We start from the raw sequence: 19,713 nt of genomic DNA on the forward strand, positions 1-19,713 counted from the left end.
GTTCTCCTCCGGCTCAATCCTGCGGTGCGGTGGCGCTGCGCAGGAACGCGACCAGATCTAACCGGTCCTGTGCTTGCGTGATCCGCTGCATTGGCATCTTTGACCCCGGAATGTAGTGGTCCGGGCCTTCGTCGAAAAGAGCATTTATTGTCTCTTCATTCCAAATAATATCAGAGTCTTGCAGCGTATCCGAGTACAAATAACCGGGCGATGTGCCCGCTTTCCGCCCAAAGATGTCGTGCAAGGTAGGGCCTGCACGTCGACCCCCATCCGGCGTCAGGCTGTGACAGATCGAACATTTGCGCGCAAATTGCCGTTCTCCGTTGCCCATCTCGCTTGGGTCTTTCAGAAAGCTGGGTTCGGCAGCGGCCATCTGTTCGCGATCGCCCAGTGCTGAAACGGGCCAGCTGTACATTGCCTCATCAATGCCGCCTGCGTGAAGGTTTTGACCATCGGCAGAAAAAGCGAGCGCCCAAACCGGACCGCGCAGGGTGGCGCGGAAATCTTGTGCAATGCGCCATTCAGCCGTGTCGATGACCATTATAAAGCCCTCACCATCACCGACAGCCAACAGCTTGCGATCGGGGCTCAATGCCATGGCGAGGATCGGGCGCCGATCCAACGTAAAGTCATGTTCTTCTTCGGTGGTGAGGCTCAGGATGCGTGTCACTCCATCGACGGTACCGTAGGCGATCCAGTTGTCTTGTGCGTTCAGGACCAATTCATTGATGCCAAAACCATGCTCGATCAAGCGATTTGTTTCCTGACCGCTGGCGACATCCCAGATACGCAACGCTCCGTCGACACCTGCCGAATAAAGCTGCTTTCCGTCCGGCGTAAAAACAACTGCATTCACCCCGCTGCCGATTGGCCCAAGCAGGGTCGGCTCGGACCCGTCCACCGGCCACAGGCCGATGGTGCCATCCCAGCTGGCCGTCGCGATATGAGTTTTCGACGCTGCAATGCCGATAATCTTGCCTTTGTGCTGCCCGACTACATCCCCGCCGGGCCAGCGGCGGAGGGTGAAGTCATCCCCGGCAGAATAGATTGCAGTGCCATTGAAAACGACCGAGTTCACTGCCGCTTCGTGCCCCTCCAGCCATTCCGGTGTCTGTCCGGTCCACAGACCGACCGAATTGTCGAAACTGGCCGTTGCGATACGCCCATCCGGCGCCGAAGCGATCCCCATGATCGGCCCGCCATGGCCTTTGAGCGTGAAAAACTCGGACCAGGCGGGCAGGGGGGTCAAAACAAGCGCAAGAGCGAGCCAGCGCATCTATTCTGCAGGTGAGGCCGCTGCCTTGCCGGCCTCTTTTTCTTGCACCTCTTCCAGCCACAGCGAGTGGTGCTCGCGTGCCCATTGTTCTTCGACTTCACCGGTGCCCATGGCGTCAAACGCACCCTCCATGCCCACCGAGCCAAGGTAGATATGGGCGATGATGATGGCGATGAACACGTAGGCGACCATGACATGCCAAACTTGGGCATATTGCATCTCTTCCTGCGGTGACATCTGCACTGGCAGGTTCAGACCCAACGCCTGCGGAATACCTGTCGAATTGGCGATTGAGAAGGTTTTGGCGAACATCGGCAGCTCGAACGGGAATAGCAGCGACAGGCCTGACAGGCTGATAGAGACACCCAGTAGAATGCAAGCCCAGAAGATTATCTTTTGACCCGCATTGAATTTCTTGGCTGGTGGATGGCTGTCTTTGGTGAACAAGCCCCCTCCGGCGGCCAACCATTTCAGGTCGGTCTTGTTGGGGATGTTATGGGCAATCCAGTTTATGGTGATGATTATCAGACCCAACATGAAGGCCCAAGCGAGGTTGTTGTGAAGCCACTTGCACCCTTGCGCGATAGTGGCGAACCCTTCTTTGCCAAAGACCGGGATCAAGAAATCGCGGCCATAAAGGGTCAGCAGGCCTGTGATGCCGAGCACAAGGAACGACCCGGCAAAGAGCCAGTGACCGAAACGTTCGAAACTATTGAAACGAAGGACCGTGCGGCCGGTTTTTTCTCCGTCGATGCGGATTTTTCCTCGGATCAGAAAGAAAAGCACAATGATCGCAAGCATTCCGCCCAGAATGTAGGTTCCATAATCACGCAACGGGCCAGTTCGGAAGTTCAACCACCACATGCCGCCGTCTTGAATCAGCACGCTGTCCGCAGGTCCCTGGGATGAAACGGTGACGTCCGCAGATCCGTAACGCAGCGCGCGGTAGACGTCACTGTCAGAGGCAACACCGCGGGTGCCGAACTGTCCCAGCAGGCCTTCAACATTGCCCTGACCGGTGTTTTCAGACCTGTAGCTGTTGTCGACCTTCTCGCCACGCTGGCGGGCCAGAATGTCCTCAAGCGTGGTCGCGCCGCCGGTTGTAGACCGGTCGGTCGAATCCGCAGGGGCGGCCCCCTCACTGGTTTGAGCGCCCGCAACTTGGGTCAGCGTTAGCGAAAGCAGGAAAGCGATGAATAAGCGCAACATCGGAACCTCAATAAAAATCCAATGCAGGATGACCCACATCTGCGGGTCATCCGTTTTGCTTTGGTAGACGGGGTCAGCCGTCTTTCTGATCGTAGGCCGTGCCCCAACCCCAAGCGCCCGAACCAAATCCGCGCGCGACGACACGCTCTCGGTAAATAGCCGAGACCACGTCGCCATCGCCGGCGAGCAGGGCCTTGGTAGAACACATCTCGGCGCAGATGGGCAATTTGCCCTCTGCGATCCGGTTGCGTCCGTATTTGGCGAACTCTGCGGTCGAGTGCGTTTCCTCGGGGCCGCCAGCACAGAAGGTACATTTGTCCATCTTGCCTCGCGATCCGAAGTTGCCCGCCTGCGGGTATTGCGGCGCGCCGAAGGGGCACGCATAGAAGCAATAGCCGCAGCCAATGCACAGGTCCTTGGAGTGCAGGACGACCCCTTCTTCGTTCTGATAGAAGCAGTCGACCGGGCACACCGCCATGCAGGGCGCATCCGAACAATGCATACAGGCCACCGAGATCGAGCGTTCACCCGGATTGCCGTCATTGATCGTCACCACCCTGCGGCGGTTGATGCCCCACGGCACCTCGTGCTCGTTCTTACACGCGGTTACGCAGGCATTACACTCGATGCAGCGTTCAGCGTCGCAGAGAAACTTTGCTCTAGCCATTATCGTCCTCCTTACGCTGACCAGATTTTGCAGAGAGTCGCTTTGGTCTCTTGCATCTGGGTCACTGAATCATAGCCATAGGTCTGGGCGGTGTTGGTACTTTCACCCAGCACATAGGGGTCTGCACCGGCAGGATACTTGTGCCGCTGGTCTTCGCCCTGGAAATGGCCGCCAAAGTGGAAGGGCATGAAGGCGACACCGGCGCCGACTCTGTTGGTCAGCATCGCCATCACCTTGACCTTGCCGCCCTCAGGACCTTCGACCCAGACCTGTGATCCGTCCCGAATACCAAGGTTGTTGGCATCGCGCGGATTGATCTCGACGAACATGTCCTGCTGGAGCTCAGCCAGCCACGGGTTCGACCGCGTCTCATCGCCGCCACCCTCATACTCGACCAGACGACCAGACGTGAGGATTATCGGGTAATCCTTTGAAAAGTCGTTCTTTTGGATCGACGCATAAAGGGTAGGTAGACGATAGGCCTGACGGTCATCGTAGGTTGGATAGTCCTCCACCAGATCGCGCCGGTTTGTATAGAGCGGCTCGCGGTGCAGTGGGATCGGATCCGGGAAGGTCCATACGACCGCGCGTGCCTTTGCGTTCCCGAAGGGCGCACAGCCATGGGCAATCGCGACCCGCTGGATACCGCCGCTAAGGTCGGTTTTCCAGTTGGTCTCTGGTCCCGCTACGGCGTCGATGGCCGCACGTTCCTCAGCCGTCAGGTCACCGTCCCAGCCAAGGTCCATCAGCATCTGCATCGTGAATTCCGGATAACCATCCTGAATTTCCGAACCAACGCTATAGACCCCTTCGGCCAGCAGGTTGTCGCCGTCACGTTCCACTCCGAAACGGGCGCGGAAGGTCAGGCCACCTTCGCCCACCGGTTTGGACATATCATACAGGTTTGGTGTCCCCGTATGACCCATCTCAGCCGTTCCCCAGCAGGGCCAGGGCAGACCGTAATATTCGCCGTCGTTTGGTCCACCGATGGCTTGCAGCGTGGTTCTGTCGAACGTGTGCTGGTTGGCCATATGGCTTTTCAGACGTTCCGGCGACTGACCGGTATAGCCGATGGTCCAGAGGCCCGAGTTGAACTCACGCGTGATGCTTTCAACATTCGGGGTTTCGGGATCTTCCATCTCGATATTGCGGAAGAACCGATCCGCCCAGCCGAACTTGTTGGCGAACTTGGCCATGATGACCTCGTCCGGCAGGCTTTCGAACAGAGGTTCGACCACGCGGTCCCGCCACTGCAGCGATCGGTTCGAGGCCGTGACCGAGCCACGGGTTTCGAACTGCGTACAGGCGGGCAGCAGATAGACGCCATCGGTGCGGTCATGCAGCACGGCCGAGACGGTGGGATACGGGTCGATCACGACCAGCATGTCCAGCTTCTCCATCGCCGTCTTCATTTCCGTCATCCGGGTCTGCGAGTTGGGCGCGTGGCCCCACAGAACCATGGCGCGGACGTTGTTGTCCTGATCCATGTTGGCCGGATCTTCGAGAACACCGTCGATCCAGCGGGAGACCGGGATGCCGCGCTCATTCTGCAGCGGTTTATCCTTGCCTTCCTTGTCTTTGATCGTGGCGAACTGGCCTGCAAGCCACTCGGGCTCTTCACCCCAGACACGGGCCCAGTGACCCCATGCGCCTTTTGACAAGCCATAGTAGCCGGGCAGGGTATGGGACAGAACACCAAGGTCTGTCGCGCCTTGCACGTTGTCATGGCCGCGGAAGATGTTGGTGCCACCACCCGAGGTGCCCATGTTGCCAAGCGCAAGCTGAAGCACGCAGTAGGCGCGAGTGTTGTTGTTGCCGTTGGTGTGCTGCGTACCACCCATGCACCATACAACGGTACCGGGGCGGTTGTTCACCATGGTCCGTGCGACGCGGCGCAGCTGCGAGCCGGGCGTACCGGTGACGCGCTCAACCTCATCCGGGTTCCACTTGGCAACCTCTTCGCGGATCTGGTCCATGCCCCAGACACGGGTGCGGATGAACTCTTTGTCCTCCCAGCCGTTGTCGAAGATGTGCCACAGGATACCCCAGATCAGAGCGACGTCCGTACCGGGGCGGAAGCGGACATATTCATCCGCATGGGCCGCGGTGCGCGTAAAGCGCGGGTCGCAGACGATTAAAGGCGCATTGTTCTGCTCTTTCGCGCGCAGGATATGCAGCAGCGAGACGGGGTGCGCCTCGGCCGGGTTACCACCGATGATGAAGATGGCCCGGCTGTTGTGCATGTCGTTGTACGAATTGGTCATGGCGCCGTAGCCCCATGTATTCGCAACACCCGCAACAGTGGTCGAGTGGCAGATACGGGCCTGATGGTCCACGTTGTTCGTGCCCCAGTAGGCGGCGAACTTGCGGAACAGATAGGCCTGTTCGTTATTGTGCTTCGCAGACCCCAGCCAGTACACGCTGTCCGGCCCGGATTCTTCGCGGATGCTCATCATGCCATCGCCGATCTCGTTGATCGCCTCTTCCCAGCTGATGCGCTTCCACTCGCCACCTTCCTTTTTCATCGGATATTTCAGGCGGCGCTCGCCATGGGCGTGCTCGCGGACCGAGGCCCCCTTGGCGCAGTGTGCACCCAGATTGAATGGGCTGTCCCAGCCAGGTTCTTGCCCGATCCAGACTCCGTTCTGTACCTCGGCAACGACCGTGCAGCCGACCGAGCAGTGAGTGCATACGGATTTGATATTCTCAACGGCGGTGTTTGCCGCTGTCTGGGCACTGGCGGGCGTCACGGTTCCACCCGTGGCGCTGATCGCGGCAAGGCCTCCGATCGTCAGGCCCGAGCCACGCAAGAATGCGCGGCGATCGACGGTTTTCTCGCCGACCTGGGACAGGATACTTGTCCGCTGGGGGCGTCTCGCAACCCCGTTGGTCTTTTTCCTAAGCATTTCTTTCCTCCCTTGCTGGCCATGTAACCCATGGCTGGCTTGGTACTTCGCGAAACCGACGTCAGGGCCAATCGCAACCGTCTGTCGGGTATGACTACGTCCGGGTCAGAACCGGGCGCTGTCGAGGTATGCGCGCGTATGCGCGGTGTCCTGCATCCGGGTTTCGTCCGTCGGCAGTTCGGCTGCTTCGGCTTTCCCAGACAGGCTGGCGGCGGCTACAGCAGCGGGCGCTGCGGTTCCGGCCAGTTTCAGGAAGTCGCGGCGGGTTGCGCCTTCTTCCTTGGTCTTGCTCATGGGCTCCTCCTGTCCCAATTGCGGTTTGGTGCCTAAAGGCACCGGCGAGTGGCGGGCTAGGCCGCCGTCATTCGAAAGGCTTCACGTTCGATCTCCATGAACACCCGACCAGCCGTGCCGACCGAGGCGTAGAGAACCGAGTTCTCGGCACCTTCCAAATCCGAATAGAAATGCGCGGCCCAGGGCCCAATATGTTTGCTCCAGAACGCCTTTTGATCTTCCAGCGTGGCGGGCGCGCCGAACCGACCGACGATCATGCCCGCCATCATTTCCATTAGCGAGGCGATGTTGTCTTCGGGTTCATATACATTCTGCGCCCGGGTGATGCCCCGCGCGGCCATGTCATTGCGCAGCTGCGCCAGGGGTTTTTCGTTCAGAAATCCCGTCAGGTAGAAAGAGGCATAAGGCAGCAGTTCGCCTCGGCCCAATCCGATGAAAAGTGCGTTGAATTCGCGCTCTGCGGCGGCAGGCTTGGTCACCTTGGCCACCCGTGCCATTGCCTGAATGGCCTGACCTAGATCCGAGTCATCACCGCTTAGCCCGGCCATCTGATCCAAAAGCAACTGATCGGGTGGACCGGCCAATAGCAGGCCAAGAAAATTATAGAAATCCGCACGCAGACGATCCTCAGTTGAGATATCCAATGTTTGCGCGTTGTCTGCGGTCATAGAGTTATCCTTCGAATTCGAATTTCATACGGCGTGGAGCAGGGGTGAGTTCGATTTCCTCTGGCTCTTCCATTTCAACCATCTGTGGGGCTTCCGGTTCTGGTTCGACGGCGTTGATCGGTTCTTCACCTGACTCGATCGCCTCGGGCATGTCAGCTTCTGTTTCTGCTTCGGACACTTCTGCCTCGGCAGCGAGCGCTTCGACATGCGCCAACATACCCTTGCCAACCTGATACGCGGTCTGGATGTTCTCAATCACGCAGGCCGCATCGGTATAATCCTCGCCGTAATCGACCAGCCCGTCGACATTGGCCAGAACAGGATTCAACCGCCATAGGCGCCGCAAGGCGCGGCGGCGCAGACGGTCAGGTACAGCTTTGGCCATGAAGCCCGAGACATCATCGCCGGCTTCCAGTGTATCGGGATCGGGCAGATCAAACTCGGCCAGAATTTCAGCGTCGCTTTTTTCCTCCAGCTCAGCTTGCCGCGTTGTGATGATCTGTTCCTCTGCGGCCAGAGCTTCTGCTTCGGTCTCGGCCTGAACGGCGGCCTTGCGGAGGGACCAGAAATCGCGGGTCTGGGTCATTGCAGCACCCGACGCGGAGCCCGGTAGACATCTGAATCCTGCCGGATTCGTGCATCGCCCTTGCCGTCTTCCACAAGATCGGTGCGTTTCTTGTCCCGTTTACGTTTTATGAACACCTCGTCCTGATGATGCTGCAGGGTGAAATCGCGGAGCCATGCAATCAACCCTTCGGTCATCGGAATCTTCTCAACGATCTCTTCGCCGGTATCCGCATAATCCTGACCCTCGAACGGTGAGGCGGTGATCAATACGGCATTCAGGGGTGTTTCGCCTTTCAGCTCATCCCGCAAAACCAGGTACAGCGAAGGTTGACCGTCCGACAGGTTGACCATGTAGGCTTCGGTTTCATCGGCCCAGAGGGTGAGGGGCAGGGTGGCTGCATGGTATTCGATGGCCTCACCTTCACGTCGCAACTCTTGCCAGTCGGCAGGCCCTGCACCTGGCAAAACAGCGACCGCGCGCCAGTTCCAACGCGCCCAGCGTGTCACCCCGGGTGTTCTGCGCACGACGACGCCAATTGTCATTTCAGTCCGGCTTGCGGCCTTGGCCACTGGCTCCTCCCCGGAAGGCTCTCCCCTGCCTTCCATTGATGTACTATGTTACATAAATTGGCGACCTGCCAAGTCTAGTTTCGCCTAATATGAGACATTCACTTAGAGTTTATTTCCAACTTCAGGTTTTGATGGCGATTTGTGATGAAAAATAATGCACATATCGGGATTTTCTCTGATGCTTCGCATTGCCTCGGCGCGGATTGGGTCTAAGCTGCTGATGGGGCAGAACGCAGCGTCGGGAGGGGAAATGGCCAGCAAGCTCATATTGTGTGATTGCGAGGGGACGCAGTCCCTGAACGCAGATGGTATTTCTGCAGCCTGCGATACGGAGTGCTCGAAGGTGCATACCGCCCTTTGTACGCACCAGATTCAAACTGCCGCCGAGTTGATGACGGGCGATGAGCAGGTGGTGTTTGCCTGCGCTCAGGAAAGTGCAGTTTTTAGCGAGCTTGCCGAGGAACTGGGTGTTGAAGCGCCCGGATTTGTCGATCTGCGCGACCGAGCTGGCTGGTCCGAACAGGGGACCGATGCGACCCCCAAAATGGCTGCGCTCGCGGCTGAGGCATTACTGCCTCAGCCAGTGACCCCCAGTTTCGATGTCATCAGTGAAGGCACCTGCTGTATTGTCGGGCCCGGAGAGGTTGTCTTTCCGTTGGCCGAACAGCTGTCCGCTGTGTTGGCCGTGACTGTGCTTTTGGTTGACGATGCAGAACCGCTAAGCCGCAACTATGACGTTGCGCGCGCACGAATACGCAGACTGGCCGGCGCGCTGGGCGGATTTGTTTGGCATCTGGATCAGGTGCAGCAACTAGAGCCCGGCGGACGCGGAGAATTTGGTTGGAGCACACCCCGTGACGGTGCAACGTCGCGTTGCGACATTGTTGTTGATCTGACCGGAGCAACACCTTTGGTTAATGCCCCCGAAAAGCGCGAGGGGTACTTGCGCGCTGATCCCCGCGATGCGGTGGCCGTCGCGCGTCTTGCTTTTGAAGCGGTGCAACTGGTCGGGACCTTTGAAAAACCGCTATATGTCCGATTGGATGAGACGCTTTGCGCCCATTCGCGAGCGGAACAAACGGGGTGTTCAAACTGTCTGGACGTCTGCCCGACCGGTGCGATCACACCGGCTGGCGATCATGTAGCCATTGATCCGATGATTTGCGCCGGGTGCGGTGAGTGTTCGGCGTTGTGCCCGTCGACTGCTATCACATATGAAGACCCTCCGGTCTCGGCGGTATTGTCGCGGATGCACATACTGGCCCGGACCTTCCGGCGCGCGGGCGGCGTTGCACCGCGATTACTGGTGCACGACGCCCATGGGGCGCAGATGATCCGGATGGCGGCCCGGTTTGGACGGGGACTGCCAGCGGATGTCATTCCGCTGGAGCTGAATGTGGTTTCGGGCTTTGGACATGCCGAGATGCTCGCAGCGCTGGCGCATGGCTTTGCGCGCGCCGATATCCTGATTAGCCCCAAGACCGAACGGGACGCGCTTGATCGTGAATTAGAGCTGGCTCGGGCTATCGCAATGCACGACGCGCTGAGTCTGATTGATGAAACCGACCCGGATGCGCTGGCAGATCTGCTTTATGCGCAAGATGTTCTGCAGCCATTGGCTGATCCGGTGCTTCCACTGGGTAATCGTCGTCAAATAGCGCGTCTGGCGGCGCAAGCTTTGAACCCGGAGGTCGAGGTGCCGCTGGCCTTGCCCGAGGGCGCGCCTTATGGCGCGATTGCAGTGAATACCGACACCTGTACATTGTGCCTGAGTTGCGTGTCCCTTTGCCCATCGGGGGCGCTGATCGATAACCCGGACAAGCCGCAGTTGAACTTCCAGCAGGACGCCTGCCTGCAATGCGGGATTTGCCGAACGATCTGCCCAGAACAGGCGATCACACTAGTGCCCCAGCTTGATCTGAGCGACCAAGCGCTGTCACAACAGGTGCTGAATGAAGAGGAACCCTTTGAATGCGTCGAATGCGGCGCAGCGTTTGGCGTTAAATCAACGGTTGAGCGGATCATGGAAAAGTTGTCGGGCACACATCCGATGTTCGCGACCTCGGATCAGGCGCGGATGATCCAGATGTGCGACAATTGCCGGGTGAACGCCCAGTTCCATAGCGCTGACAATCCATTTCAATCCGCCCCCAGACCACGGGTTGTCACAACGGATGATTACCTTTCAAAGCGCAAGGATCACTGAAGTTGCAGTGGCGCGCCCAGATCGGCGGCGCGCATGGCGGTCACGAAAGCCAGAATTGCTTCGAGGTCATCCAGGCTCATCTCGACCGGATGGATCGGCGAGGGACGCTCGGGCGGGAAAGGTTCGGTGACGCCCTCGATCTGCGTGAAAGCTGGGTGTGGGTTCAGGGCAAAGAACGCCTGAAACCGTTCCGACCAGTCGGGCATTGCGCGCAGCACTGCGAAAGACGGGGTCGAACCCAGCCCGTTCATCCGATTCTTTGGGCCGATTACGTGGCACCGGCCACAATGGGTCATCGACAGATCTTCGCCAAGCAGCGCGTTTCCGTCGACCACGACCTCTTTGGTAACAGTGGCAGTTTCGAAACTTGCGCTAAAGGGCGTGCCCTCGTCGGGGATGAAGTTTTCAACCGTCCGTCTGCCAATGTCGGAAAGTAGCCATTCACGAAACCTTACCTGCTTGGCGCTGTCGTCGATTCGTAGATGATAGACCACCCCGTCACGGGCAAAGACCGGATCGCCGGGCGAACTCGGGGCCAGTGACATGACGCCGCTTTCATCCGCAACAACACGTATTCCGGTCTTGAGAGAAAAGCGCGGAAGAATATGTTGCAAAAGACCTGAGTTTGTCACCTCATCCGGGGCGGCAAGGCCCAATGCCTCTTGCGACCAAGAGGGGGTGGCGGTGAGCGTCAGGCTCAGGCACAACAGGACAAAGCGCATGGTTAAGCCTAACGGTGGCTGACCCGATGCGTCAAATGTACAAAATGAGACGGAGACACATGCAATGAGCGGCGACTATATTCTGTCGATACGCAGGGCGCCCAGCGCGGGGCGGATCAAGGGGAAGACGGCATGAGCATCCGTGATGCAGTTCTAGCGAACTTAAAGAAGATTACCGATCCGGTTTCTGGTCAGGATATTGTGAGCGCGGGTATCGTGCGTGCATTGAATGTTGAAGGTGATACCGTTCGGTTTGTGCTGGAGATCGATCCCAAACAGGCCGAAAAGATGGAGCCCGTACGCGCCACAGCCGAACAGGCGGCGCAGATGGTCGATGGTGTTTCCAAGGTCTCGGCAATGTTGACCGCGCATTCGGACAAGGCGCCGCCTGATTTGAAGCCCAAGCCCAAGCCCTCACAAACCGGACCGCAGGCCGTTCCCGGTGTGGACCGGATCATCGCGGTTGCGTCGGGCAAGGGTGGCGTGGGCAAGTCTACCGTGTCGGCCAACCTTGCCTGCGCGCTGGCTGCTGAAGGCCGTCGCGTAGGCCTATTGGACGCAGACGTATATGGCCCTTCACAACCCCGGATGCTGGGTGTGTCGGGGCGACCGGCCAGCCCAGATGGCAAGACGATCCTGCCGCTGCGCAATCACGGTGTCACCATGATGTCGATGGGGTTAATGACCAACGAAGGGCAGGCGGTTGTCTGGCGCGGCCCCATGCTGATGGGCGCCTTACAGCAGATGATGAGTCAGGTGCAATGGGGCGCATTGGATGTGTTGATCGTTGATCTGCCCCCCGGAACCGGCGATGTGCAACTGACGCTGAGCCAAAAGTTTCAGGTGGATGGAGCCATTGTCGTCTCAACCCCACAGGATGTTGCTTTGATCGACGCCCGCAAGGGGATCGATATGTTCAACCAGCTCAAGACGCCCATTGTTGGGATGATCGAAAACATGTCGACGCATATTTGCTCGAATTGCGGACACGAAGAACATGTCTTTGGCCATGGCGGTGTTGCCTCAGAAGCCGAGGCGGTGGGCGTGCCATTGCTAGGGGAAATTCCGCTGCATCTGGATATCCGAGTTGCCGCCGACGGGGGTGCCCCCATCGTTGTCAGCAAACCTGACAGCCCGCAAGCCGAAGCCTTCCGCAAGATCGCCCGCGACATGATTGCCAAGGGCAAAGCGTGACCCAGCCGGTCTTTCCCCCATTGCTCAAAGGGCAACCTGCCAAGGCTGGCGAAGACCCGTTCGAGCGTGCCCAGGCGATGGCAGCGCTGGGCTGTGACGCGGGAACTGTGGTCCACAATATTCAGGCGGATCGTCTGCGCGTTGCGATAGTATTCGCGCCCGAGGTTCCGTTGCGGGATGCTATGGCGATGCTGCCGCTTTGTGCTGTCGGATTCCAGAATGCGCTGGGCGCGCTGGCCCCACCCGAGGTCGCGGTGCACTTGGGTTGGGATGGGCTGATCTGTGTAAACGGTGCAAATTGTGGGACAATAAAAGTTGCAGCGTCGTCTGCCGAGGTGGATGAGGTTCCCGATTGGCTGATCGTTGGTTGGGAACTGGCCTTGCTTCAAACCAGCGATGCACCAGGGGAAACACCGGATGTTACCTCGCTCTATGATGAAGGATGCGCCGAGGTTTCTGCGACGCAGTTGGTCGAGAGTTGGTCGCGTCACATGTTGACCTGGTTGAACCGCTGGAACGAGGACGGTAACGCGCCGCTTCACGCGGAGTGGATGGGACTGCTGCGCGGTGTCGGAGAACCTATTGGAGAAGGGGGTGTCTTTCTGGGCACCGATGAGCGCTTCGGTATGCTGATCCGCGACGGCGCGGACACACATATACGCCCGCTGACAGAATTATTGGAGACCGCCAGATGAAACTCGCCCGTGCTATCCATTTTGATGAAAGCGATATGAACGTGTTTCATTCACCCGCAAGAACCGGTGAATGGTGCATCTCGGGCGGATTCGAGTTTTCGAACTGGAGTGAGGCTGATCTGGAAGGCAAGGCGCGTCAGGCCTTTGCCAATGGATGGCTGGGGCTTGAAACCTTCGGGCGCGTTACATTTGTTGCCGTTACACAGGTCGAGCAGGCCGAGATTGACCAGATCACGCAATATCTGGCCGAGCATTTCGTGCAATTCTACGGCGCGCCTTCGGTTGAAGCCGCGTTAGAAGTGGCGCAGGCCGAAGTCTCACATATGTCCGAACTGTGCGAAGATCATGCCCCGAACACATTGCTGACCGTCGCCCGAGAGCTGACGGGGGCAGGGGTGCACGAGGCATTCCGCGTGATCACCCCGCAAGAGACGCAACTTGAAGCGTTGGCCGTCCACGGCTCGCTGGACGATTAGATCAGATCGGCGAAGCCGCCGAATTGTCCGCGCTTGAAGATCAGCCCCTGACCTGGGCGATGCATGACCTGTTCAACATGACCAACAAGGATCAGGTGGTCACCTGCCTCATGACGGGCCGACAGGCGGCAATCGAAGCGGGCGAGGCATTCCGCAAGTCGGGGGCGCCCGGCGTCATCCTCCTGCCAATCCGCATGGGAAAAATCGAACCCGTTTCGCGCGAATTGCAATGCTTGGTCGTGCTGGTCCTGCGCCATTACATGGATCGCATAATATTCGCAGTTGTGGAACGCGTCGTACCGGTTCGAGCCCCGATCTAGACACCACAGGACCAGCGGCGGGTCCAGCGATACAGACGCAAATGAGTTCACCGTGATTGCTGCAGGGCCCTCGGAGGTATTTGTGGTCACAACGGTGACGCCGGTGCCGAAACAGCTCAGGGCCTCGCGAAAGGCAAGGCTTTGCTCGGGGCTGGGAATGAAGGTCTTTTCAGTCATCGCGCGCTCGTACATGGGCCTGTCTCAGGTGCCACGCGACGCCAGAATTGTCTACGGAAAGCTGCGGTGGTTTTAGCAATTTCTGGTCAGTTCAGGTCTTCAAGCAACCGTCCGTGTTTGCGAGTCTCGGTGATGACGTCGCCAAAGGTCACCAAATTACGGGCCGTAAGCATCGGTAGCATCCGAACCAGCACTTCGGCGGTCGCGACGGCATCACCCAAGGCCGTGTGACGCAGGGCTTCGGGAATTGTTATGCCAAGCCGTTCGCAGACCGCGTCCAGCGTATGCGTTTCGCTTGCCCCGAACAGCACCGCCGACAGCAGGACCGTGTCCAGAATGGGGTGGCTCCATTCCACCCCCATACGCTCGGCATGGCGGCGCAGGAAAGCCATGTCGAATGGTGCATTGTGGGCAACAATGACCGCATCACGAGCGAATTGGTGAAAGCTTCGACCGGCCTCGCCAATGTCAGGCGCACCCTGAACCATCCTGTCGCTGACCTTATGCACCTTGGTCGATGCCGGGGGGATCGGGATGCCGGGATCGACCAGAGTATCCAGCCGTTCGCCTTCGACGATCTTACCCTTTACGACGCGCACCGCACCGATCTGTACGATCTCATCCTTATGCGGGAGCAGGCCCGTGGTTTCGGTGTCAAAGACTACGAAGCAGAGGTCCAACAGGGGCCTATCTTCAAACGCGTCGTCACCGGGTGTGTCGAGAAGTTCGAAATCGTAAACCAGCGGGCGGGCCGCGTCGGGATCGATCTGCGCAGCACTGTCATCGAAAACCAGCATGTAACCAGGGGCATCGCCCAAGGGTTTCATACGGGCCGAATAGGATTGCCGCCCATCAACACTGGTCAGCGTGCAATGGACGTCTTTCCCGGTCTTGACCAGCTTCGCATAAGAATCCGTCAGGCCCGTCGCTTCGAGATAGTCAAACAGCGACGCGTTCAACCGGGGATGTGCGATCTGTGCCAGAACCTCAGCCGCCTGCGCGTCATATAGTACGATCTGATGCTTCGGTCCGGCCAAAAGCATGGCAACCGGAATCTCGGTCAGGAGCGCGGTGAGACGCTGTTTTTCCGAGGCCAGATGGGCCGTTTCCGCAGCCACGGCCTCAGCCGTGGTCATGGCGTTGGCAGCCAGTTGTTCGGCCAGTCCAGCGGCGGCGGGGGCCAGATCGCCCAAATAGCGCGCCGCCTGAAGGTCCAGATCCGTGCTGACCCCGGCGTGTGCGCGCGCCCGGAGTTGGGCCGAGAGCCGCTCGATTGGTTTTGCAACGTTATCATCAAAAAGAAGCCAGACTCCGGCAACCAGCGCCAACATTCCAAACGCGATCAGTATCTCTGCGAAGATGAACGCATCCATAAGAGCGGGATCACTTGCCCTCTGATAACCGACCCACAAAGCCAGGGTGCTGATGATCAGCCCTCCTGCCGCAAGTAATAGGAAGAACAGGAACACCCTCAGGCGCAGGCTCAGATGGTTCAACATAGTCAGACCCCGCAGGTTGCCTCGATTACCGGATCTTCAGCGTCGATCTTGATCCAGCTGGCGTTCAGCAAACGTCCGTCATCGGCGAATTCGGCCCCGTCTGCCAGGTTGGCGCGGCTGTTTTCGGCGCAGTTTACAGCGACCGGCATCTTCGAGACCGGTGCCCAGCGACCAAAAAAGTAAAGATCGACCAGACGCTCGTCCGGCAAATTGGCATTGGTGCGTACCGATGTGGCGTCGATCGCAGCAAAACGGTCGACAAAGGGCACGGCGTACGTCCAAGGGCGATAAAAGGCGCGGCTTTCCACCTCCTGCACGATGGTGAGGCTGTCGGGCAGTTGGTCGCGCGTACGGTCATACCAAGAATACTCGCTGGTAATCGTCATACCGATCATCCCCGCACCTGCCGCAACCGGCGCGGCCCATTTGGGCAAGCGGCCCCCGGTCAGCTTGTTCACCACCATCACGACACCCGCAAAGGCAAAGCCTGCAAAAATCGTGCCGATCAGTTCCAGAAACATGTGATTTCTCCGTTCATTTCCAGTTTCTTAACCCAGCATTCCTTTGCCATGGCCAACCGCTGATTGCATGGTTTTTACCACGACAAAGGCATCGCGGAGATGACTTCGCTCAAAGTCCGACAATTCAGCGGGTGGCAGGTAATTGTCCGGTGCATCCCCGGATTTGACCAGACGCACTTGATGTTCCAATCGGGTCTCAGCGATCAGGTCATATGCGTCCAGTAAATCGCGTGCGCCAGACGCGCTGAGCACACCCGCAGCCTCGGCGGCGCTAAGACGGGCGCGGGTGTTCGCTTCGGTTAATTGTCCCTGCAGGCTGTAGATGCGTGCCAGATCCACGACAGGCACCACGCCATTATGCTTGAGGTCGAGCGTATTGCGATGCTCACCCGAACGTATGGTGGCGAATCCACGCAGCAGGCCCAGAGGAGGCGTGTGTTTCAGTGAGTTCGAAATCATATGCGCGACAAAGATCGAATTCACATTGGCTGCCGCCAGCGTATCGGCCTGCAGGTCGGTGAACAGATCGAAGGACCCTCCGATGGGCCGCAGGTCAAACATCACCGAGGCCAGCATTTGCGCCTCAGGGTTGGGTTTGGCGATCCAGCCATTGAAATACTCGCGCCAGACACGCACGGGCTGGCACCAGCGAGGGTTGGTCGCCATCATGTCTCCGGGGCAATAGAAATAACCGCAGGTATCCAGCCCGTCTGAGACGAATTTGGCCAGCGCAGCGAAGTAGGCCATATCACCGACCGCCACACTGTCATCTAGCATCAGGCAATTGTCCTGATCAGAAACTCCGGTCTGTTCCTGCCGTCCTTGCGAGCCGCAAGCAAGCCACAAGTAGGGCACTGGCGGCGCACCCAGTTCAGCCTCAGCCAGTGCCAGCAACCGCCGCGTCGCAGTGTCTGCGATGTCGGTGATCAGCCGTGTAACGATCTCGTGCCGGTTGCCACCCGCGACGAGTTGGACCAGCAGTTGTGGTATCTCAGCGGTGACTTGAGCCATCTCTTGCGGGCTGTCGGCGCGGGCAATTCGTCCTACCAACTCGGCAGAATTGACCGCCTGATAGCGGGTGAGGTCGGTTTGGGTTACGATTCCGACCAGCTTACCGGCCTCGGAAATTGGAATATGACCGATGCCACGTTCCATCATCACGTGTAATACGTCCGAGCCGATATCTGTCGGGGCAAGAATGATTGGATCGGCGGTCATGATCGCCGAAACCGCGGTGTCAGCGGGCATCGCCTCGGCGACGTATTTGCCGGAAATATCGCGGAGGGTTGCGATACCCAACAATCTGTCCCCTTCGGTCACGCAAAGCGATGAGATATGGCGGTCGCGCATGATCTGCGCAGCGTTTTGAACCGGAGTATCGGGCGGGCAGGTGGCAGGGTCACGAGCCATCAGCACGTCAATTGCACTGGTAGCCAAGCTTTGCGGTCCGCTCCGCCCACCGCGTGAACGATTAAAGAACTTGGACACCACGTCGTGACCTTCGATCAGGTTTTTCACAAGGTCTGGCGGCAACACGATCAACACTGACGGCGTGTGCGCGCGCGCATGTGTGGCGGCCTTGCCGTCCTTCAGCAATCCGCGCTCACCAAAAGAATTGCGCAATCCCAGATGCGAAACGACAGCGCCGTTCTCATCGGTAATTTCTACCTGTCCTTCATAGATCACAAAGACGCCGGGCAGAGCGTTGCCCAACTGGTAAATGCTGCCATCGGCATCGACTTCGCGCACTTCGATCTGCTTGGCCAGATCGTCCAAAGCATCATGGGGCAACGAGTCATAGGGGTGTACAGACTTCAGAAACCGGGTGATTTCGTCATGGGACAGGGGCATTTACGCTCTCCGGAGTTCCGAATAAAAATCCCGCCCGGTGGTGTGCCGGGCGGGAACAGTAAGTCGAAAGATGCGATCGAAGACAAGAGCCGCCGACCGCATCACACTCAGTGATCCTGAGCTGCGCCCGCACCACGGGGAATGCGAATGCTTTCGACCATATCTTTGATCTCCTGCGGAGTCTCTTTGGTCATACCGGCAACGACGTAGGCAACGCCGAAGTTGATCATCGCACCGATGGCGCCGAACGAGGTCGACTTGATCGGACCCAGAAGCGGATCAGCATCGGTGAACGAGTTGGTGCCCGGAATGAACAGCCAGCCCTTATGCAGGAAGATGTAGACCAGGGTTACGGTCAGACCAGCCAGCATACCTGCAACCGCGCCGGTGTTGTTGATGCGGGTCGAGAAGATCCCCATCATCAGCGCCGGGAAGATCGAGGCTGCTGCCAGACCAAAGGCCAAGGCCACGGTTTGTGCCGCAAAGCCCGGAGGGTTGAGACCCAGATAGGTTGCAACGACGATGGCTACAGCCATGGCAATCCGTGCCGCCAGAAGTTCACCCTTTTCAGAGATCGACGGGTTGATTGCACCTTTGACAAGGTCATGGGACACAGCCGACGAGATCGCCAGCAGCAGGCCCGCAGCGGTTGACAGAGCAGCCGCAAGACCACCAGCAGCGACCAGACCAATCACCCAACCTGGCAAGTTGGCAATCTCAGGATTGGCCAGAACCAGGATGTCGCGGTTGAACTTGGTCAGCTCGTTACCGACCCAGCCTTTTTCTTCGGCGATTGCAGTCATCGCTTCGGATTTGTCGTTGTAGTACTGGATCTTGCCGTCGCCGTTCTTGTCTTCCCAATCCAGCAGACCGGTTTTCTGCCAAGTGGCCATCCAGTCGTAACGCGGATCATTGTCGATTTCCTCAACCGAAACAGCGCCACCTTCGATGCCACCATTGGGCCACATCATGTCGGTGATGTTCAGGCGCGCCATTGCACCAACAGCAGGAGCCGTCAGGTACAGCAGAGCGATGAAGACCAGCGCCCAGCCTGCCGACCAACGTGCGTCAGACACTTTGGGAACGGTGAAGAAGCGCATGATGACGTGCGGCAGACCCGCAGTACCGATCATCAGCGACAGGGTGAACAGCACCATGTTAAGCGTATTCGAGTGGTGGGCCGTGTAGTCGTTGAAGCCCAACTCGGTCACGATGGCGTCCAGCTTGGTCAGCAGGGGTTCACCGCTGGCGGTGTCACCAAACAGACCCAGCGCCGGAACAGGCGTGCCGGTCAGCTGCAGCGAGATAAAGATGGCCGGGATGGTATAAGCGGTGATCAGCACGCAGTACTGAGCGACCTGAGTGTAGGTCACGCCCTTCATCCCACCAAACACTGCGTAGGCAAACACAACGCCGGCGCCGATCAGCAGACCTGTAGTGTTGGACACTTCGAGGAAGCGGCCAAAGGCCACGCCAACACCGGTCATCTGACCGATCACGTAGGTCACCGACGCAACGATCAGACAGATAACCGCCACGATACGTGCGGTCTGGCTGTAGAAACGGTCGCCGATGAATTCCGACACGGTGAACTTGCCGAACTTACGCAGGTAAGGAGCAAGCAGCAGAGCCAGCAGCACGTAGCCACCGGTCCAACCCATCAGGAAGGTCGAGTTGTCATAGCCGGTAAAGGCAATCAGACCCGCCATCGAGATGAACGAGGCCGCAGACATCCAGTCCGCTGCTGTCGCCATACCGTTGGTGACCGGGTGAACGCCGCGACCGGCGGCATAGAATTCCGATGTGGAACCCGCACGGGCCCAGATCGCGATGCCGATGTAAAGCGCAAAAGACGCGCCCACAAACAGCAGGTTGATGGTAAACTGATCCATGCC

General features: G+C 58.6%; 18 protein-coding genes. 4 read left to right on the plus strand and 14 right to left on the minus strand.

Translation table 11 applies throughout. From position 1 onward, the window contains the following. Positions 1-13: 13 nt before the first annotated feature. From ACR0AW_RS00910 to ACR0AW_RS00945, 8 genes are all read right to left on the minus strand, one after another. Positions 14-1,276, minus strand: coding sequence for a c-type cytochrome (locus tag ACR0AW_RS00910; protein ID WP_170731932.1), 1,263 nt, complete (start codon positions 1,274-1,276; stop codon positions 14-16). Further along, the gene (locus tag ACR0AW_RS00915) at positions 1,277-2,485 is read right to left on the minus strand and encodes a formate dehydrogenase subunit gamma (protein ID WP_170731934.1); all 1,209 of its coding nucleotides are present in this window, start codon (positions 2,483-2,485) and stop codon (positions 1,277-1,279) included. It lies immediately after the preceding gene. Positions 2,486-2,558: 73 nt separating this feature from the next. Then, on the minus strand, positions 2,559-3,152 hold the full coding sequence (gene fdh3B, locus ACR0AW_RS00920; protein ID WP_037307340.1) for a formate dehydrogenase FDH3 subunit beta: 594 nt from the start codon (positions 3,150-3,152) through the stop codon (positions 2,559-2,561). Between the two features lie 11 nt (positions 3,153-3,163). Next, positions 3,164-6,058, minus strand: coding sequence for a formate dehydrogenase subunit alpha (locus ACR0AW_RS00925; RefSeq protein ID WP_170731936.1), 2,895 nt, complete (start codon positions 6,056-6,058; stop codon positions 3,164-3,166). Between the two features lie 105 nt (positions 6,059-6,163). Further along, positions 6,164-6,352, minus strand: a complete 189-nt coding sequence (locus tag ACR0AW_RS00930) for a ubiquinol-cytochrome c reductase iron-sulfur subunit N-terminal domain-containing protein (protein ID WP_170393361.1) — start codon at positions 6,350-6,352, stop codon at positions 6,164-6,166. A gap of 56 nt (positions 6,353-6,408) precedes the next feature. Next, positions 6,409-7,020, minus strand: a complete 612-nt coding sequence (locus tag ACR0AW_RS00935) for a molecular chaperone TorD family protein (protein ID WP_170393360.1) — start codon at positions 7,018-7,020, stop codon at positions 6,409-6,411. A gap of 4 nt (positions 7,021-7,024) precedes the next feature. Next, the gene (locus ACR0AW_RS00940) at positions 7,025-7,606 is read right to left on the minus strand and encodes a DUF3306 domain-containing protein (RefSeq protein ID WP_170731937.1); all 582 of its coding nucleotides are present in this window, start codon (positions 7,604-7,606) and stop codon (positions 7,025-7,027) included. Next, complete coding sequence (locus tag ACR0AW_RS00945; protein WP_170510438.1) at positions 7,603-8,157, minus strand: DUF3305 domain-containing protein; 555 nt, start codon at positions 8,155-8,157, stop codon at positions 7,603-7,605. The genes ACR0AW_RS00940 and ACR0AW_RS00945 overlap by 4 nt, the downstream gene beginning before the upstream one ends. A gap of 250 nt (positions 8,158-8,407) precedes the next feature. On the opposite strand from ACR0AW_RS00945, the gene ACR0AW_RS00950 reads away from it, so the two are divergent. Further along, positions 8,408-10,363 carry a 4Fe-4S binding protein gene (locus tag ACR0AW_RS00950; protein ID WP_170732434.1) on the plus strand — a complete coding sequence of 652 codons (1,956 nt, stop codon included), beginning with the start codon at positions 8,408-8,410 and terminating at the stop codon, positions 10,361-10,363. Here ACR0AW_RS00950 and ACR0AW_RS00955 read toward each other — a convergent pair. Further along, on the minus strand, positions 10,357-11,085 hold the full coding sequence (locus ACR0AW_RS00955) for a cytochrome c family protein (RefSeq protein WP_170405173.1): 729 nt from the start codon (positions 11,083-11,085) through the stop codon (positions 10,357-10,359). The two genes, ACR0AW_RS00950 and ACR0AW_RS00955, sit on opposite strands and share 7 nt — an antisense overlap. 132 nt (positions 11,086-11,217) lie before the next feature. Here ACR0AW_RS00955 and ACR0AW_RS00960 point away from each other — a divergent pair, with 132 nt between their 5' ends. Genes ACR0AW_RS00960 through ACR0AW_RS00970 form a run of 3 tightly spaced genes read left to right on the plus strand, consistent with a single transcriptional unit; the run spans position 11,218 to position 13,450 of the window. Further along, positions 11,218-12,279 (plus strand): Mrp/NBP35 family ATP-binding protein, encoded by a 1,062-nt coding sequence (locus ACR0AW_RS00960; protein WP_170731939.1) that lies wholly within the window; start codon positions 11,218-11,220, stop codon positions 12,277-12,279. Then, positions 12,276-12,974, plus strand: coding sequence for a biotin/lipoate--protein ligase family protein (locus tag ACR0AW_RS00965; RefSeq protein WP_170731941.1), 699 nt, complete (start codon positions 12,276-12,278; stop codon positions 12,972-12,974). The genes ACR0AW_RS00960 and ACR0AW_RS00965 overlap by 4 nt, the downstream gene beginning before the upstream one ends. Continuing rightward, positions 12,971-13,450, plus strand: a complete 480-nt coding sequence (locus ACR0AW_RS00970; protein WP_170393354.1) for a DUF6505 family protein — start codon at positions 12,971-12,973, stop codon at positions 13,448-13,450. Before ACR0AW_RS00965 ends, ACR0AW_RS00970 begins: the two co-directional genes overlap by 4 nt. Here the strand turns inward: ACR0AW_RS00970 and ACR0AW_RS00975 are convergent. The 5 genes from ACR0AW_RS00975 to ACR0AW_RS00995 form a co-directional block, all read right to left on the minus strand. After that, a complete protein-coding gene (locus ACR0AW_RS00975) occupies positions 13,447-13,947 on the minus strand; it encodes a flavin reductase family protein (protein WP_170731942.1) in 501 nt (166 codons plus the stop codon). The two genes, ACR0AW_RS00970 and ACR0AW_RS00975, sit on opposite strands and share 4 nt — an antisense overlap. Before the next feature lie 86 nt (positions 13,948-14,033). Continuing rightward, positions 14,034-15,446 (minus strand): 3'-5' exonuclease, encoded by a 1,413-nt coding sequence (locus tag ACR0AW_RS00980; protein WP_170731944.1) that lies wholly within the window; start codon positions 15,444-15,446, stop codon positions 14,034-14,036. Between the two features lie 2 nt (positions 15,447-15,448). Next, positions 15,449-15,967, minus strand: coding sequence for a hypothetical protein (locus ACR0AW_RS00985; RefSeq protein WP_170393351.1), 519 nt, complete (start codon positions 15,965-15,967; stop codon positions 15,449-15,451). 27 nt (positions 15,968-15,994) lie between these two features. Then, complete coding sequence (locus tag ACR0AW_RS00990; protein ID WP_170731946.1) at positions 15,995-17,818, minus strand: DUF294 nucleotidyltransferase-like domain-containing protein; 1,824 nt, start codon at positions 17,816-17,818, stop codon at positions 15,995-15,997. 107 nt (positions 17,819-17,925) lie between these two features. Then, complete coding sequence (locus tag ACR0AW_RS00995) at positions 17,926-19,710, minus strand: sodium:solute symporter family protein (RefSeq protein ID WP_170393349.1); 1,785 nt, start codon at positions 19,708-19,710, stop codon at positions 17,926-17,928. Positions 19,711-19,713 lie beyond the last annotated feature (3 nt).

This window comes from Ruegeria sp. C5 (assembly GCF_056537605.1).